The organism is Lacihabitans sp. CCS-44, assembly GCF_024343735.1.
GTDB lineage: Bacteria > Bacteroidota > Bacteroidia > Cytophagales > Spirosomataceae > Leadbetterella.
The window spans coordinates 99689-116833 of the sequence record NZ_RJUE01000005.1; the positions used below are offsets into that span (position 1 = coordinate 99689).

Annotated in this window: 11 protein-coding genes; 7 read left to right on the plus strand and 4 right to left on the minus strand. The window is 38.3% G+C overall.

The features are described 5' to 3' along the window. Nucleotides 1–5 precede the first annotated feature (5 nt). Genes EGI26_RS04720 through EGI26_RS04730 form a run of 3 tightly spaced genes read right to left on the minus strand, consistent with a single transcriptional unit; the run spans nucleotide 6 to nucleotide 6056 of the window. The gene (locus tag EGI26_RS04720) at nucleotides 6–2690 is read right to left on the minus strand and encodes a LamG-like jellyroll fold domain-containing protein (protein WP_255076725.1); all 2685 of its coding nucleotides are present in this window, start codon (nucleotides 2688–2690) and stop codon (nucleotides 6–8) included. Nucleotides 2691–2720: 30 nt separating this feature from the next. Beyond that, nucleotides 2721–5684: a LamG-like jellyroll fold domain-containing protein gene (locus EGI26_RS04725; RefSeq protein WP_255076726.1), complete on the minus strand. Its 2964-nt coding sequence runs from the start codon at nucleotides 5682–5684 to the stop codon at nucleotides 2721–2723. Nucleotides 5685–5705: 21 nt separating this feature from the next. Further along, on the minus strand, nucleotides 5706–6056 hold the full coding sequence (locus EGI26_RS04730) for a LytTR family DNA-binding domain-containing protein (protein WP_255076727.1): 351 nt from the start codon (nucleotides 6054–6056) through the stop codon (nucleotides 5706–5708). 152 nt (nucleotides 6057–6208) lie between these two features. Here EGI26_RS04730 and EGI26_RS04735 point away from each other — a divergent pair, with 152 nt between their 5' ends. From EGI26_RS04735 to EGI26_RS04755, 5 genes are all read left to right on the plus strand, one after another. Further along, complete coding sequence (locus tag EGI26_RS04735) at nucleotides 6209–6850, plus strand: response regulator transcription factor (RefSeq protein WP_255076728.1); 642 nt, start codon at nucleotides 6209–6211, stop codon at nucleotides 6848–6850. 145 nt (nucleotides 6851–6995) lie between these two features. Further along, nucleotides 6996–10217 (plus strand): sensor histidine kinase, encoded by a 3222-nt coding sequence (locus EGI26_RS04740; protein ID WP_255076729.1) that lies wholly within the window; start codon nucleotides 6996–6998, stop codon nucleotides 10215–10217. Nucleotides 10218–10416: 199 nt separating this feature from the next. Next, entirely contained in the window at nucleotides 10417–10758 is a 342-nt protein-coding gene (locus EGI26_RS04745; protein ID WP_255076730.1) for a type II toxin-antitoxin system RelE/ParE family toxin, read from the plus strand. A 4-nt stretch (nucleotides 10759–10762) separates the two neighbouring features. Further along, nucleotides 10763–11089, plus strand: a complete 327-nt coding sequence (locus tag EGI26_RS04750) for a helix-turn-helix domain-containing protein (RefSeq protein ID WP_255076731.1) — start codon at nucleotides 10763–10765, stop codon at nucleotides 11087–11089. 400 nt (nucleotides 11090–11489) lie between these two features. Beyond that, nucleotides 11490–13289 (plus strand): acyl-CoA dehydrogenase family protein, encoded by a 1800-nt coding sequence (locus tag EGI26_RS04755; protein ID WP_255076732.1) that lies wholly within the window; start codon nucleotides 11490–11492, stop codon nucleotides 13287–13289. A 377-nt stretch (nucleotides 13290–13666) separates the two neighbouring features. Here EGI26_RS04755 and EGI26_RS04760 read toward each other — a convergent pair whose 3' ends face one another. Then, nucleotides 13667–14110: a peptidylprolyl isomerase gene (locus EGI26_RS04760; RefSeq protein WP_255076733.1), complete on the minus strand. Its 444-nt coding sequence runs from the start codon at nucleotides 14108–14110 to the stop codon at nucleotides 13667–13669. 470 nt (nucleotides 14111–14580) lie between these two features. On the opposite strand from EGI26_RS04760, the gene EGI26_RS04765 reads away from it, so the two are divergent. Then, nucleotides 14581–15357, plus strand: coding sequence for a hypothetical protein (locus tag EGI26_RS04765; RefSeq protein ID WP_255076734.1), 777 nt, complete (start codon nucleotides 14581–14583; stop codon nucleotides 15355–15357). A 40-nt stretch (nucleotides 15358–15397) separates the two neighbouring features. Further along, nucleotides 15398–16672 carry a nucleotide sugar dehydrogenase gene (locus EGI26_RS04770; RefSeq protein ID WP_255076735.1) on the plus strand — a complete coding sequence of 425 codons (1275 nt, stop codon included), beginning with the start codon at nucleotides 15398–15400 and terminating at the stop codon, nucleotides 16670–16672. Nucleotides 16673–17145: the final 473 nt, after the last annotated feature.

The window sequence follows — 17145 nt, forward strand, 5'->3', positions numbered from 1 at the left end:
AAATTTTAATTGTTCTCGCACCCCACATTTCCACCAATTTGAGCCCTAAAGTATTGACCTATGCCTCGTACTTCAAAGCCAGGGTTGAGCGTGATGCTATTGGCCGCGTTGAAGTCAATTACAGCAGCTGGAGCAAGAATTTTGGCATCGCTAGTAAGTGTTTGATTGGCAGTACCAAGGTAAGTAGAGGAGTTTATCAAACCCGTAATGTGATTATCGGGTTGAGAGTTGGGTGTATTGCCATAAAACTCATAGGCTCCCATGTCAGGTGCTCCATTGAAAGCTCTACCTTTTTGGTCTAGATCCAAGGGGTTGATGCCATCCGCGGTACCTGCATCAATGGCCTTACTGCACCATTTGAGGCGGTAGTTGCCTATACCTGAAGTCGTTAAATTCGAAACAGAAATAGGATTTACAAACTTAGGCTCATAGACGGTGCCATCTATCATATTATACCCCGAGCTGACACCTTGGATAAAGCTGTAAGAAGGGTTGTTAAAAAAAGTACCACTACCTGATGAGTTTATACCTTCACCATTGTGATATATAATGGTATTTTTGATATTGGCATTAATGTGAGCGTTCCCATTTGAGGTAATATTCGCCATCCCGATACTTAGATTTGAGGCAATAGTGCAGTTTATGAAATTTACATTGTTGGGCTGAATCGCACTGCTCTGATTGGTAAAACCTCCGCCAGCATTGTTGGTAACTAGGCAATTTTGAAATGTGCTATTATTGTTAGAAGAAACATTATTTACTACCCCGGAAGAGCCATTACCTCCCATTAATGAATTTGATACATTTACCGAGCTAGTATTTAAAAACATTGCTCCTTCAAAGGCATAATTGTCAATAAATCTGCAGTTGTTTATTTTAATATCATAGGAGTTGTTCACTCTTAGGCCTGTCGAATTTCCGCCTTTTATCAAAAAACCGTCGAAAATGGTGTAATTCGAATTTTCAATTTTTACAATATCATTTGAGTTTTCAAGCCTATTTGAAGTAAATAAGAATTGACTGTCATTATGACTTAGATCTCCCGAAAGGATGGTTTGATTTGCCCCATGGATTTCTTTCGGATCTCGCTCATTGATGTTTTTTTCATTGCCAGCAAATCCTCCATAAATTTGCGTTCCAGAAGGAATATTGAACACGTCGTTTATACTTGAAATTCCGATCAATCCTTTGTCTTTTTCCTGTGGAAGGGTTTCTGTTCCAAATATCGAAATTCGATCATCTGGTTCGGTTAGACCTGCCGACACGTACACTTCGAACAAATCATTACATGGCTTAGCTACCAATGCATCTTGTAAATAAATTAATGGGCTAGCCCAAGAACTGCCATTACCACCAGAAAAGGCCCCATTGAGTTTTACATATTTCACCTGACCCGTCACAAAATTGGAAACATCGCCTGTGAGGTTAAAGCCATTAGAAAGTGTACCATCATATGAATTTAGCAAAGTGCTAATGTCCTTTACCTTGTCTATCAAAGCATTATTGCCATTGGGGCTACCATTCCCAAAATCGTAAGCCGCCTGTAAATTGGTAGTATTGGGGTTTTTACAATACATATCAGTTTGAATCGTCGATTGGCTTTTGGCATCTATCCAAACCCTGACTTCGTCTATTTCACCCCTAAAATAATTTTGCCCATTTCCCCTTCTTCCAAATTGAAGGGGAGTGGTATTTATAGTTGTGTTTGAAGCAATGTCGCTGACATCTCCACCCTCTTGTACCCCATCAATATATAATTTTAATGTTGAATTTGATTTTACGAATGCCACATGATGCCATTTGCCGTCATTGACAGCAGTGCTAGAGGTAATTGTAGGCCAATTAGTTCCATCCCATTGTCCTACTAATATTCTTCCTCTTTCACTAATATTGGCCCGAGATTCATTCAAATATCTTATTACAAATGGATAGTTATTATTTGATCCTGTACCAAGGCCTGCCCATTTACTAATGATATCGTTTTCATCAGCATTCACAGCTGAGCTTGGTTGGTTTACATTAGGTTTTATCCAACAACTAACAGTAAAATTGGCATTGCTTGCAAAATTTCCCACAGCACTTGGTGCTTCTACGTAATCATCAAATCCATCAAAATTTAGGGCCACGTTTTGCTTTTTATCATCACCTACCACAATGTTTTTAAGCGAAATAGCTGCCACACCCGAAGGGTTTAGAAAAGGTCCGTAGAAACTGGCTACTATTTTGGTGATGTATTCGTTTTCACCAGTAACTCTAAACCCTACGAAAACGTTGTTTACACTACCTTGTTGATATTGCACATTTCCGTGATTGGAAGTAGCAGTTAAGCGTATTTCATCAAAATTGCCAAAAATTGGGTTTGAAAACAAAACGGGTATGGCCCTACATCCAAACCGCCTCACATTATTTCCTTTAAAATCTATAGTAATGTCGGTAGAAACGGTCGCTGTTGAAATACTATTGTTAACATTTTTGACACCACCGTTTGCAGAAACTACATAGGTGAAGCTATTTTGAGGATAAGGCCCCGAGACTACAAATGGATTAGATTGATCACCATTCGAAAATGTATTTTGTACGTAAGTATAGCCACCAATTAAGTGGAAATTATCAACATTGGACTGAGTGAAAGTTTCAAATTGAGCCTTTAATAAAATCGGAAGAAACAATATAAACAACAATTTTTTCATATCAAAATACTGATTTTCAAATCTCTATAATTAATTCACACAGCCCATATTGGGCAAAACCTTAGCCTCAAAATAATTACCAAGCCCTTTGGCTTCAAAGCCAGGATTGAGTGTTATAGAATTCGGTGCCTCGAATATCACTGTGCCTGCCGGTGCCCATACTTTATTGGCCGAAATTATATGTGAGGAGGTGGTACCTACACCATAGGGAAAGTCCAAAGCTCCATTGCCGAAATCGATAGTTGGGGAGTTGAAAGGGGCATTTCCCAGGTATTCGTATGCTCCAATATCAGATTTGACAAAATATCGGCTTCTTAGGTCAAGATCTTGCCTATGAATATTGTAGGGGCCACCTGCGTCAATCAATTTCGAGCACCATTTCAACCTATAATCACCAGCTAAGGTTGGGGCTGATGCATGTGGTATTGGGTTAATAAACTGTGGGTTTACTGTGGTTCCATCCAAATTTCCCACCCCGCTTGCAGGAAATTCTTCTACTAAGCTATACCCCGTAATGGGTAGTCCAAATGTAGAAGCATGGCGAATCCCTGAGGAAGAATTGCCATGAACCACAGTATTCTTGAAAAGTGGGCTAGTATGGTACCCTTCTTCATTATATCCCAACCCAGCGTTATTTACGATTGAGCAATTGTAGAATTCAGGGTTGGAGGGTGCACCATTAAAGTCTTCAGCTCGGTTGTAAATAGTAGTGGGGTTGATGCTTACAGTTGCCATATTGCCGGAGAAAAGGCAATTGTAAAATTTGGGGACGAAGTTACCTTGATCGGTGCGAATCCAAACTGCACTCGCCATGAAGTTGGATTTATTGCCAGCAAATACCGTATTTTCAATTTTTGCATCTGAATTATTTAAACTTAGGCCTCCAATCCCACCGAAATTTTCTACGATTTTTAGGTTTCTCAAAGTAGGATTTGAAGAGTTCACACTCAGACCCCCAGGGCTAAATGAGCCCGTTTCCAGTTCATCACTAAAACCTCCCGATATTCCAAACCCATCTAGTAGCACATCTTGAGCGTTTTCGATTTTTACTACGGTGTAGCTGTTGTCGGCTTTGTCTGTTGAGAAATCCAATGGGCTATCGTTAAAATAAGTATCTCCACTCAATCTGCTGAGATTGTCGGTATGGATTTTCGACATATCTCTATCCAAAATACTAAGTTCATTTCCAACAAACCCACCATACAATTTCATGCCCGAGGGTATCTCAAAACTATTGTATCTATCTTCATTCGAGAATCCAGGCATATACACACCATCGGCCACCCATACTTCGGCGAGGTCGTTGCAGGGGCTTGAGTATTCGTGAAGTATTGTTTGTAATAGAGGATAGGCCGTGGTCCAGGTTCTTCCGTCTTGTACTTCCGAAGCCATGTTGGCATCTACGTAGCGAATCTGGCCATTTACAAAGTTTGAGATTGAACCAGTTTTGGCAAAATTGCTCATCGTAGCATTGCCATAAATATTGGCCCGATTTTTCAGTTGAGTTACATTTAAATTATTCCCAGAGGTTTCTCCTTGATCAAAATCAAAAAAAGCTTGTAAATCAGTAGTTTGCGGATTTTTACAATACATTTCGTTCCGTATTTCGGTCAGGGTTTTGGCCTTGGTCCATAGCCTAAACTCGTCTAAGGTCCCTTTGAAAAAGTTAGAGTTTTGGGCACCCCCGCCAAGAAATAAACCCGAGCTGTTTTGAGTAAAGTCATTGGTATTATCCAATATTTTACCATCTAAATACCCATCAATATAAAGCAGTAAGGAATCATTGGCATTTCTCACCATAGCCACATGATGCCAGTTTTGATCATCGATACTGTTGCTCGAAATCAGGGTAGGATTATTATTCGAAATATCTTTTCTCGACAATACTATTCTCCCAGGGTTGGCGGTATTGCCTATTTGTACCAAGAAAGAAAAGGGTTGGTCAGCAATGTATCTATCCACAATATCGCTATAGGGTTGAGAATGAGATTGGGTGGCGGCTTTTATCCAAAATTCAACTGTAAATGGATCATTGTAGTTGAAGTTTCCAAAAAATGGAGATACAAAAGCGAAATCATTGTCAAAATCTAAAGCTATATTATGATCGTAATCTTGAGCTAATATTAGGTTATCGACAGTTACAAAATGACTCGAAATACTAGTTTTTGCTATGTTAAGTTGAACAAAAAACTCATGCTCAGACTGGGTTCTAAGCCCTATAAACTGGCTGGTATCCGTAGTTTGCCATTGTACGAATCTCCCCAAATTGGTAAATGCCGAAACCGCCACATTGCCCGCTTGGACTTGGGCATTGACGTCTGTGATGAAACAATCGGCGGCAATCATCCGCACATTATTGGATTTCAAATATAAGGTGATATTGTCACTATTGTTAAATGTCGACATGGAGTTGCCGTCATTATAAATACCACTTTGAGCTTCTGCCACATACACAAAGGGATTACTAGGGCTTGGGCCTTTTCTTACAAATGGCTTGGCTTGAAGGCCTCCGGTAAACTGTGAATCGTTGAAAGCATGTTTTTTCAAATTGGCAAATTCTGACTTCCAGGCTTGCGGATATAATTCTACACCGCCTATTTGCCCGCGAATTTCGCCTCCCGTATTACTGGCCGTGTTAAATTGAATGTAAAGTTTGTTGTCAAGTAAAAGTTTTACTTGTTCATTGGTAAGGGTAATGGAGTTTGAAATTGGGCTGGCACCCGTGGCTAAATTGAACAATACAGGCCCTGTACTTATATCAATTCCTGTATTAATAGTGATAGAAGTAATGGCAGAGCTAATTCCGTTATAAGCTACGGTAAAATTCATCTGCCTTGTGTCATCTATTAATGTGCCAAGGATTTGAGCTGAGGCCAAGCTATTACTTGAAGGTACCACATTGCTACCGTTGATAATGCTCGAAACGAAGTAAACTTTTGAGAATGACTTATGGTGAGTTAAAAATAATGTTAAAAACAAAAATAATTTTTTCATGTTAAGGTCAAATTTTAAATATCAATCAATTGCCGTTTTAGATTGAGAAATTGGGTCAAAAAGATTTGGAAACCCTACTTTTATCTTCTCCAGTCTTCGCCTCGAAATATTAATTTTTTGGCCGTTTTTCAGTTGCACTGCGTAGGCATTATTTTGTAGGACCGTTTTTCTGATAAAAGCAATATTGATAAATTTGGATCGGTTGATTCGCACAAAATACTCACTGCTGAGTATTTCTTGAAAATGCTTGATTGTATAACCCGATAGTATTCTGGAGCCTCCTTTCAGATGTAAAAAAGTGTAATTGCTGGCTGACTCGAAGTAACAGATGTTGTCGCGGCTGAGTTCGTTTAGTATTTTAGGTGTTTTCATGGTTCAATTATTATCCTACAAAATTCATTATAAATATAATAAAAAAAAATCACCCTACAAGGTGAAATGCTTTTTGCTTATTGCTTGATTATCACCTCACAGGGTGATAGGTTTTCAATTGTATTCTTTCTATTTTTGTATAAAACATAGCCATGGAAAAGACCAGAGTAAGTTTAATAGAAGACAACAAAGTCATCAGAGAAAATGTATCAAAGTTTATAGAATTCCACGAGGAGTTTGAGCTCGTTATGATTCATGGTTCTGCTGAGTCTTTTCTTCTTGATTTTGAAGCTAACCCTAAGAAAATTTCAGATATATTGTTGTTAGATATTGGTCTGCCGGGTATTTCTGGCTTAGACGCACTTCCTATTTTGTTAGAAAAAATGTCCTTCTTAAACGTCATCATCCTATCCAATTATGAGGAAGAAGACATCATATTGAAGGCTCTTTGTTCGGGTGCTTGTTCGTATGTTTCTAAAAAAGCTAGCCTTTCAGAGATAGTAGATGCCATACGTATTGTAGTAAACGGAGGCTCATACATGTCGCCCACTATTGCTCGCGAAATCATCAATCACCTCATGGGAGGTAGAGTAAGCAAGGCCACCATTCTTTCAGATAGGCAAAAGGAGATTTTACAAAAATTGGTAGATGGCAAAAGTTATCAGGCCATTTCTGAGGATCTTTTTATATCTGTAGAAACCGTAAGGTCGCACATAAAAAAAATGTATAAAGTGCTGCATGTCAATAATAAGACCGAGGCCATTACCAAATACATGAAAGGTCATATTGGATGAAAAAAATTAGTAAAAATCTATCTTTTGAAAATTGGAAAAACAAGACTTTCGTAAAACTTCAATACTACAACTAGCAATATTTATTGTCATATTCATCTTTTCCTGTAGTCAAAAACAAACGGATATTACATCTGGCTTGAAAATCATGCCCGCCATCGGACGGGTAATTGCATTGGATACAATGCCAAAGCCAGAAAATACTCCAATGGGCAAAACAGAAACTATTCCAGTCGGAAAACCTTCCTCTAGCCCAATTGCTGAACAAAAAAGGCCTATCACTTGGCAGACCGTAAAGGCAGGCGAGCCAAAAATATTTACACCTGGAAAAGATTCAGTTTTGAAGCCTACCATCCAGCCCGCTATGCATAAGCCAAAACTGGCAGGAGTACCTAAAATCAATATCGCCAAAGAACCCCATAGTCTTGATTATAATCCGTTTAACCTGCTGATTTATGGTATGAAGGAGGGTCTTATTGAGAGTCAGGTACATAGTTTGTTTCAAGACAAAAAAGGCAATATTTGGACAGGAAGTTTCAACGGAATATCCAAATATAACGGGCATACTTTTGAAAACTATACCCGCAAGGAAGGTTTGGTAGATAATTTCTTCACCTGTGGTTTAGAAGACCACGAGGGCAATATTTGGCTCGGTTTCAGAGATGGCCTTACCAAGTTTGACGGCAAATATTTTACAAATTATACCACAAACGAAGGCCTCAGTAGCAATGCCATTGCGTCTATATTAGAAGATAAACAGGGCAATATTTGGTTGGGTACCTCAGGCGGAGGTGCTTGTATGTTGGATAAAGCTCGTAAGAACTTCCACCATTTTGGCTTGAAACAGGGACTTTCAACTATTATATTGAGTATGGTGGAGGACAAAAAAGGCAATATTTGGTTTGGAACACAAGAGCATGGTCTTTTCAAATATGACTTCAAAAGTTTTGCCAGATATGGTTTTTACGAAGGACTAACTTTTGTAACTGTTAATGACCTCAAAATAGATAATGACGGTCAGCTTTGGATGGCCATGTGGACTGGCGTAAGCAGATTCGACGGTACGCATTTTCATCATTTTACGGGAGAGCTGAAGGGCTATGCAAGTAAAATGACGATAGACAAAAATGACCATGTTTGGTTTGGTGGTCAGCCTGGAGGGCTTTATCAAATAGACAAACATCAAAATCTTATTTCTACTATTTCTCAATCGCAAGGCTTACCTGATGTACAGGCGTTTGTCTTATTGGCAGACAAAAATGGAAATATATGGTTTGGGACAGACAATGGACTCATAAAATATACCAAATTAGTCCAAAATCTTACAGAAAAAGACGGCCTAGTGGGTTTTCAAATAAGTAGTGTAGTAGCTGACCACCACAAAAACATTTGGGTCGGAGCTTATGACGGAGGGGTTTCGAAAATAGATTATCGAGATAAAAAAATCCATACTTATACCCCCAAAGAGGGTTTAATTGAAAGAAATATCATCAGTATTTTAGAAGATAGTGAAGAAAACGTTTGGTTTGGAACAGAATATTCTAATCTGTTCAAACTCAACAAAGGCGGTAAAACCTTTACTAGTTTCAAAGATAGTGGCACATATATCGTATGTGTTTTCGAAGACAAAGCGGGTAATATTTGGTATAGTTCAAGAGATAAAGGCGAGGTGATTAGAATTAATAAAAGTGATAATACGAGGACTCATTTTTCACCGAAACAAGGCCTTCCGCACAGCCAAGTGGTAAGGATTTGGCAAGATAGTGGGGGCAACATGTGGTTTTGTACTTTCAATGGCGTTTCTCAACTCGATGCTCAGGGTAAATTTTTAACAAATTTTACCGAAAAAGAAGGCTTTAAGTTCGGAGTAGTAGAAAGTGTGGTGGAGGATAAACACGGTAATTTTTGGTTCAGTACCTTGGCAGATGGCATCACGCATTTGAACCTTAAAAATAAAACATTTATTAATTTCACAGAAAAAGACAGATTCAGTAACAATACTTCATTTGGCATATTAAAAGACAAAAAGGGTAATCTCTGGTTCAATACTCGGCAGGGTCTAAGTAAGCTCTCTGCTCAGGTAGTTGACCAGTTGGCCTCTAAAAATCCCCTTTCAAAATCTATTAATTTTAAAAACTACACTTCAGAACAAGGCTATTTGGGCTTTGGAGGAGGCCGTTTTGATATTTTAGAAGATTCGGCTGGCAAAATTTGGCTACCTATGGTGGACAGATTAACCATTTTTGACCCAAACCAAGAATCACTTGATCTGGATAAACCCACGGTAGAAATTACAAAAGTAAAACTGTTTAATGAAAACATCAATTGGCAGAAAGACACCACCATTACCCTGAAAAATGGTTTGCGTGTTGGCGACTTCGAATTTCAAGAATTATCAAAATGGAACGCATTGCCAGTGGGCTTGAAATTGGCCTATAATCACAATTATCTTAATTTTGAGTTTGCAGGAATCAATGTCAACACACCAGCTAAACTCAGCTACCAATATATTTTGGAAGGCTTAGACAAAACCTGGAGTGTGTCGTCCAGTCGCTCTGAGGCTATTTATGGTAATCTTCCGGCTGGATATTATACCTTTAAAGTCAAGGCTAGCAATGGAGGTGAAAAGTGGAGTGAGACGGTAAGCTATTCTTTCACCATCAAGCCGCCATTCTGGAAAACCTGGTGGGCATATTCCTTATATTTCCTATTGTTGGGCTGTCTGATTTATTGGTTGATTCAGGTTAGAGTGGAGCGTGGTTTAAAGCGTATAAAATCTTTGGAAATAATCAGGACAAAAATTTCTTCCGACTTGCACGACGACGTGGGCTCTATATTGTCTGGCCTAGCCATGCAGTCACAAATGATGGCTTTTAATGCCAAAGACCAACTAAAGGATAACCTTTTGGAGCTGAGCCAAATGAGCCAAGAAGCCATGGAACGCATGCGAGATACCGTTTGGGCCATAGATTCACGCAAGGATAAATACGAAAATCTCGTGGACAAAATGCGTGAATTTGCCGAGAAAAGTTTTCATCTCAAACAAATAAACCATGTCTTTAAAACAGAAATTGACGACTCCAAGCGATTCATAAATCCTGATAAACGTCAGAATATCTATCTGATTTTTAAAGAAGCGGTCACCAATATTTGCAAACATTCAGATGCAACATTTGTGGATATTTACCTCAAGCAAGATAAAGGAAATTTCACCCTCAAAATCAAGGATAACGGAATCCTTAAACCAAATGTTAAATCTGAAGGTACTGGACTCATCAATATGAAAATGCGAGCCAAAAGTATTGGATTTATCCTAGAATTTGAAAGCAATGATGGCTTTACTATTATTTTAGAAAAGAAAGCAAAGTAGACAGGGAATTCGAATTAAAAAATCAGTCTTTTTAGTTCCAAACGAGTGGTATTTTGGACAGAAATTCGATGAAAAAAAGCCGTCGTAATTAAGCCAAAAGAGTCAGGAGCGACAAAAATCTTAAAAATAAAGTTGTGATATTTAGAAACTTAATTTATCTTTGACAGATTAATTAACACAACAAAAGAAAGGGAATTTAATGCAATATTTTGAAACACGATTTTTAGAAGAAGCTGACAAGTTTATTTCGGAACTCGACTTTAAGACAGCTAAGAAAGTGTTTTACAATATCGACCTTGCCGAACAGACAAACGACCCAAAATTATTTAAAAAGCTAAAAAAGGACATTTGGGAGTTTAGAACTCAATATTTAGGACTTCAAATCAGACTTCTTGCATTTTGGGACAAGACTGACGACAAAGAAACTTTAGTATTTGCGACACACGGTTTCATCAAGAAAGTTGACAAAGTACCTGCCAACGAAATTGACAGAGCGGTAAAAATTAGAGAGAGATATTTTAACAATAAAAATAAAAAATAACTAAATGGCAAAAACAGAAAATATATCCTACTCACTTGCCGAAATGAAAGACAAGTACATTGGCAAGACAGGAACTGCCGACCGTGATGAATACGAATACGAACTTCGGATGGACGTTTTGGGCAGAATGATTAAAACGGCTCGACAAGAACGCAATTTGACACAAGAGCAACTTGGAGAACTTATTGGAGTACAAAAATCCCAAATTTCTAAACTTGAAAGTAGCACTAACAGTGCAACTATCGACACGATTTTAAAAGTCTTCAAAGCCTTAAAAGCTGAGATAAACTTCAACGTAAAACTTGAAAAAAAATTAATAAAATTAGCATAAATAAAGATGGCCGAACTCATAACAGGGGTTTTGTAATATCCAAACATTGCACAGCCCCGATCCGTATTTGGCAACCCAGAGAGGTTGGAGTATATTAAAAAAAGCCTCCCTAACTAATCCAAAACCCCGTAGGGGTTTAACATTTATCCGAGCCATGTCCTTGTTATAAGCCTATGAGGTAACATGTTTTCAAATCATAATCTGTGATATTCTAATAGAGAGCGGTCAACCGTCAGTTTGATCTGTGTTCTAATTTATTCAGCATGAAACTCATCTGACAAAAAATCAAAATTTTAAATAAAAAATAATAGTATGCTTGCATAACATTATTTTATTTTATTACTTTGCCGACAGTATGCTTGCATACTATTCTTTTGACCTTTAAATATTTACAAAAGATATGTCAACCGTAGCAGAAAAAGAAGCAATGAAAGGGGGAGAGTTTTTAATCAAAGACTCTACAGCAGACCAAATATTTATCCGTGAAGAATTCAACGAGGAGCAGCAAATGATAGCTGACACTTGTCGCGATTTCTTAAAAACCGAGATATGGCCTATTTTGGATGAAATAGACTACGCCAAGTCTCCTGAGCTCATATCCTCATTGATGGATAAAGCAGGTGAGTTGGGTCTTTTGGGTACCGCGGTTCCCGAAGAATACGGTGGTTTTGGGATGAACTTCAACACTTCTATGCTAGTAGCGGAGGTTTTGGGTGCGGGTCATTCCTTTTCTGTTGCTCAATCTGCCCACACTGGTATAGGTACCTTGCCCATACTTTACTACGGAAACGAAGAACAAAAACAAAGATACCTTCCAAATCTCGCCTCAGGTGTTTGGAAAGCAGCATATTGCTTAACCGAGCCAGATTTTGGTTCAGATGCCAACGGCGGAAAATCGAAGGCTGAGCTTACTGCAGATGGCAAATATTATAAAATTAATGGCACCAAAATGTGGATCACCAATGGTGGTTTTGCAGATGTGTTTATTGTTTTTGCCAAAATTGGAGACGATAAAAACCTTTCAGCTTTTATAGCTGAAAAATCTCATGGCGGCATTACGATGAATGAGCCCGAGAAAAAACTAGGAATCAAAGGCTCTGATACACGTCAGGTATTTTTCAACGACTGCCTAGTGCCAGTTGAAAATTTACTTTCTACGCGTGAAAACGGTTTCAAGATAGCTGTAAATATCCTCAATATCGGCCGTATCAAATTAGGTATTGCTGCCGTGGGCGGTTCTAAAGGCGTTCTTAACCATGCCATCAACTATGCCAATGAGCGTAAACAATTCGGTATCTCTATCGGTAGATTCGGTGCCATAAAACACAAATTGGCTCAAATGGCCATTAAAATTTGGGTGAGCGAAACTGCCTGCTATAGAGCTGGGCAAAACATCGACGACCTCATTGATACATTTGTATCGAAGGGTATGAATGATGCTGAAGCCAAGTTAAAAGCTTTAGAACAATACGCTATAGAGTGTGCCATTTTGAAAGTTCATGGTTCAGAAACTTTAGATTATGTAACAGACGAAGGTCTTCAAGTTTACGGTGGCATGGGCTATTCGGCCGACGCTCCCATGGAAAGAGCTTACAGAGATTCGAGAATCAACAGGATTTTTGAAGGTACCAACGAAATCAACCGCATGTTGATATTAGATATGTACCTCAAAAGAGCCATGAAAGGTGAGCTAGATTTGTTAGGACCAGCTACAGCGGTTGGCAAAGAAATTCTGTCTATTCCAGATTTCAGCTCAAATGACGACGATGTGATTTTTGCGGCAGAGAAAAAAGTTATCAAAAACATGAAAAAAGCGGCTCTTATGATAGCTGGGGCAGCAGTTCAAAAATTCATGATGAAGCTGTCGCATGAGCAAGAAATATTGATGAACGTGGCGGACATGATTACAGAGGTTTATGCATCTGAATCGGCACTTTTAAGAGTAGAAAAACTTATCGGCATAAAAGGTGAGGAGGCTGTTTCATTACAGAAAGACATGGCCATGGTTTATCTACAAGACTCCGTAATGAAATGCAACCAAGCAGGTCGTGAAGCTATACAGTCATTCGCTGAAGGCGATGAACTGAGGGTAATGCTTATGGGCTTGAAGCGTTTCACAAAAATTGACCCAATCAACACCAAAGAAGCAAGAAGAAGAGTCGCAGATGCACTTTTAGCTGAAAACAAATATGCGTTTTAAAAACAAATCTGTGGAATATACTGTAACTAAGTATATTTTCGGTGGCTGAGCGAAGCTCAAACCGGTGGCTGAGCGGAGCCGAAGCCACTTCCGCAGTAAATTTTAGATATTTTGGCTTAGAATCAACAATTAAAAACCAATAAACCAGCCTCATATTATTTAGGGCTGGTTTTTTATTTAGTGCTTAGAATCTTCACTTCGGCTCATTTCGAATAGCTCAATGCCCCCCACTCAATGAATAGAGTCAAGTGCTTTGTAGTTTAAGAATAATCATTTCACTTGGACTCCGCTCAGTGAACGCAGCCGAAATGAAAGCTAATCGAAGCTCAAACCTCTAGCTGAGCGAAGCCGAACCCGGTGGCTGAGCGAAGCCGAAGTCACGCCACCTCTTCTATTATTGTAATCTTCTGTATCTTATCGCCTTGACGAATCAAATCAACTATTTCCAAGCCCTCAATTACTTTACCGAAGCAAGTATGGTTTCTGTCCAAATGTTGGGTGTTTGTGCGGTTGTGACAGATAAAAAACTGAGAACCACCCGTATTTCTACCTCTGTGGGCCATAGAAAGTACGCCTTTGTCGTGGTATTGTAGCTCACCCGTCAACTCGCACTGAATCGTATAGCCTGGGCCACCGCCTCCAGTACCATCTGGATCACCACCTTGCACCATAAAATTTGGAATCACTCTGTGGAATATCAAACCATCATAGAACCCTTTTTTAGATAAATCTATAAAGTTTTGTACAGCTATTGGAGCATCTGTATCATAGAATTCTATCAACATCGTACCCTTGTCTGTTATCATTTCTGCCTTACGCATCGTATATATTGTTTAGTTTTCTACAAAAGTAATTCTTAAAATTGGATTCCCATATTTTAGGCTGTTCCAAAAATCAAGAATATAAGCTCAAAACATTGTATATATTTGAATGCTTTTAAAATATGTTCATTCTGTTGTTCAAAACTTATAATTGCAAAAGTTTTGGTTTTAAAAGTAGCTGAAATTATGTACATTGTGTTGCCTTGCCAGGCCGGCATACTTTTTTTTTGAAAAAAAAGTATCAAAAAAAACACTTTCTGTGCAATGATCCTCTGAAAAAATTCGATTTTGGCTTTTATCATTGAGAAAATATTTATCTATCGAATTTTTACAACGGACTGCACAGAAAATTCAAGGAACAATTTATATTTATTTTACTCTTTGGGAAACTTGTGTAGTATAAAACAATATTTTTGTATTTAATTGATATTCAATGCTTTGTTTTGCTCTGGAACTTAATTTAAATTAAAATGGAATTCAACCTCAAGCTTTCTAAGTGGGCCTCCCGAAATATAGTTTTAAGCGTTGGCCTCATTATCCTTTTTCAGTTTCTGCAAATTGTTTTGGGTGTCAAAATGGGCAGAGAATTTTTGCAGTCTATTTCTACTTATGAGTTAGGCATAGTCTGCCTGCTGCTCTTCTCTTTGGTCTTTACCTTGCAAAAGCGTTTCGGGGTAGTGTACAAACATTTACCCAAAATACAGCAGTATGTGCCATTGTTGAGATACAATAGTATCATTTTTCTTTGCACATTTATGCTCAGTATAGCTTTGGGAGGGCACCTCAACACTTTGGAAAACCCTAGCCGTTCTATACAGCTTTCTGCTACTGAGCACAGCACCAAGTTAGATTCTACGTTGAATGCCCATATACAACAAGCCCTTGAAAAACAAAAAACAGCCGTAGCAGATACTTCCGAAACCAAAAAGGATACAGGAAAGCGAATACTTTACCTCTTGTTGTTTTTGTTGAGTTTGGTGCTTACTTACTTTATAGCCGTTATGGCCTGCAGCTTGGCTTGTTCGGGCTATGGTGTAGTGGCTATTTTGGTCATTTTACTTGGCCAAGGTGTGCTGGGTTCAGGTGTGTATTTCTTTCTTAAAATGTTCAGAAAAGGCTTTATAAAAAAATGGAAAGAGCTTGATACAAAGGAAAAAAAGAAGGAAAGAAAAAGATACTGGCTCACCCTTCTCATAAGCAGCTTGGCCTTTTGGTTATTCATACTTTTGGGTAATATGTTGGGATAATTCACTAATTTTGGACAAATTTTGAGAACAATACTTAGAAATGTCGATTAAAGAGGATTTGCAGATTGTAATATGTGGCTTAGGGTATGTGGGACTTCCTTTGGCTGTTGAATTTGGGAAAAAGTATTCAACTATAGGTTTTGACATAAACAAACAACGAATAGCGGAGTTATCCGAAGGTTTGGATAAAACATTGGAACAGACACCAGATGAAATACGAAGTGCCAAACGCTTGAGTTTTACATCCGATATTAACAATTCTGAATTACAGCCCCTTACACGGGTTTTTATCGTGACCGTTCCCACGCCTATTGATGCCTATAAAAAACCAGATTTAAAACCTTTGCTTTCGGTTTCAAAAACTATTGGAGAGGTTCTAAAAATTGGAGATGTTGTTATCTATGAAAGCACAGTATATCCAGGTTGTACAGAAGACGACTGTGTACCTGTCCTAGAAAAACACAGTGGGCTAAAATTTAACCAAGACTTTTTCTGTGGCTATTCTCCAGAAAGAATTAATCCCGGCGACAAGAAAAATACACTTACCAAAATACTTAAAATAACCTCAGGTTCTACGCCCGAAATCGGGGATTTTGTCAATGATTTGTATGGAAGTATCATAGAAGCAGGTACTTATCTAGCCCCGTCTATCAAAGTGGCGGAGGCCGCCAAACTCATAGAAAACTGTCAAAGAGATGTAAACATTTCTTTTGTAAACGAACTGGCCCTTATCTTCGAGAAAATGAATTTGGATACCACCGAAGTGCTCAAAGCTGCGGGTACCAAATGGAATTTCCTGAAGTTTCAGCCGGGTCTAGTTGGGGGGCATTGTATTGGAGTAGATCCCTATTACATGCTGTATAAGTCAGAGCAGCTCGGTTATTATCCCGCTCTTATTGGTTCAGGACGACGTATCAATGACAACATGGGTGTTTTTGTGGCCAACAAAGTGGTGAAGTTGATGATCAGCAAGGGCATCAACGTGAAAGATTCCAAGGCTTTGATTCTGGGTTTTACTTTCAAAGAAAACTGCCCAGATATACGCAATACCAAAGTAATAGATATCTACAACGAACTCAAGGATTTCGGTATTCAAACAGATATTTATGACCCTTGGGCCGACAACGAGGAAGTGCAGCATGAATATGGCATAGGACTGACGCCTATATTGAACCAAAAATATGATTTGATTATTCACGCGGTTAATCATCAAGCCTTCGAAACGCTTAATATTGCTGATTTTGCAGCGGATAGTCACGTATTATTCGATGTCAAAAGCACCTTGGATAAGTCGTTGGTGGATGCGAGGCTGTGATTTTTCAATATTTAGTTCTTAAGATATTCCGAGTCCCTAAATGGCCTTAATTCCTTAATTTTCTTCATGTTTAGATTTCGAAGCCCTCTTTTTTTAACATTAAGTTCATTTAGATATTAAGAGCATTAAGATATTCTCAGTCCTTAATGGCCTTAATCCCTTAATTCTCTTAATGTTTAGATTTCGAAGCCCTCTTTTTAAAACATTAAGTACATTTAGATATTAAGAGCATTAAGATATTTTCAGTCCCTTAATGGCCTTAATCCCTTAATTCTCTTAATGTTTAGATTTCGAAGCCCTCTTTTTTTAACATTAAGTACATTTAGATATTAAGAGCATTAAGATATTCTCCGCCCTTTAATTCCTTACAGCCTTAATGTTTTACCTTTTCGGAGAAACCAATTTCAATTATATTCTATTAATTTTGAATCTTTAATAGCACCAAATGTCAAAACTCATAGATATCATAGCAG

Bases quoted from the DNA above. Each gene is read 5' to 3' on its own strand.
- EGI26_RS04735 (WP_255076728.1), top strand. From the start codon at position 6,209: ATGGAAAAGACCAGAGTAAGTTTAATAGAAGACAACAAAGTCATCAGA.
- EGI26_RS04750 (WP_255076731.1), top strand. From the start codon at position 10,763: ATGGCAAAAACAGAAAATATATCCTACTCACTTGCCGAAATGAAAGAC.
- EGI26_RS04770 (WP_255076735.1), top strand. From the start codon at position 15,398: ATGTCGATTAAAGAGGATTTGCAGATTGTAATATGTGGCTTAGGGTAT.
- EGI26_RS04760 (WP_255076733.1), bottom strand. From the start codon at position 14,110: ATGCGTAAGGCAGAAATGATAACAGACAAGGGTACGATGTTGATAGAA.
- EGI26_RS04725 (WP_255076726.1), bottom strand. From the start codon at position 5,684: ATGAAAAAATTATTTTTGTTTTTAACATTATTTTTAACTCACCATAAG.
- EGI26_RS04765 (WP_255076734.1), top strand. From the start codon at position 14,581: ATGGAATTCAACCTCAAGCTTTCTAAGTGGGCCTCCCGAAATATAGTT.
- EGI26_RS04740 (WP_255076729.1), top strand. From the start codon at position 6,996: ATGCCCGCCATCGGACGGGTAATTGCATTGGATACAATGCCAAAGCCA.
- EGI26_RS04745 (WP_255076730.1), top strand. From the start codon at position 10,417: ATGCAATATTTTGAAACACGATTTTTAGAAGAAGCTGACAAGTTTATT.
- EGI26_RS04730 (WP_255076727.1), bottom strand. From the start codon at position 6,056: ATGAAAACACCTAAAATACTAAACGAACTCAGCCGCGACAACATCTGT.
- EGI26_RS04720 (WP_255076725.1), bottom strand. From the start codon at position 2,690: ATGAAAAAATTGTTGTTTATATTGTTTCTTCCGATTTTATTAAAGGCT.
- EGI26_RS04755 (WP_255076732.1), top strand. From the start codon at position 11,490: ATGTCAACCGTAGCAGAAAAAGAAGCAATGAAAGGGGGAGAGTTTTTA.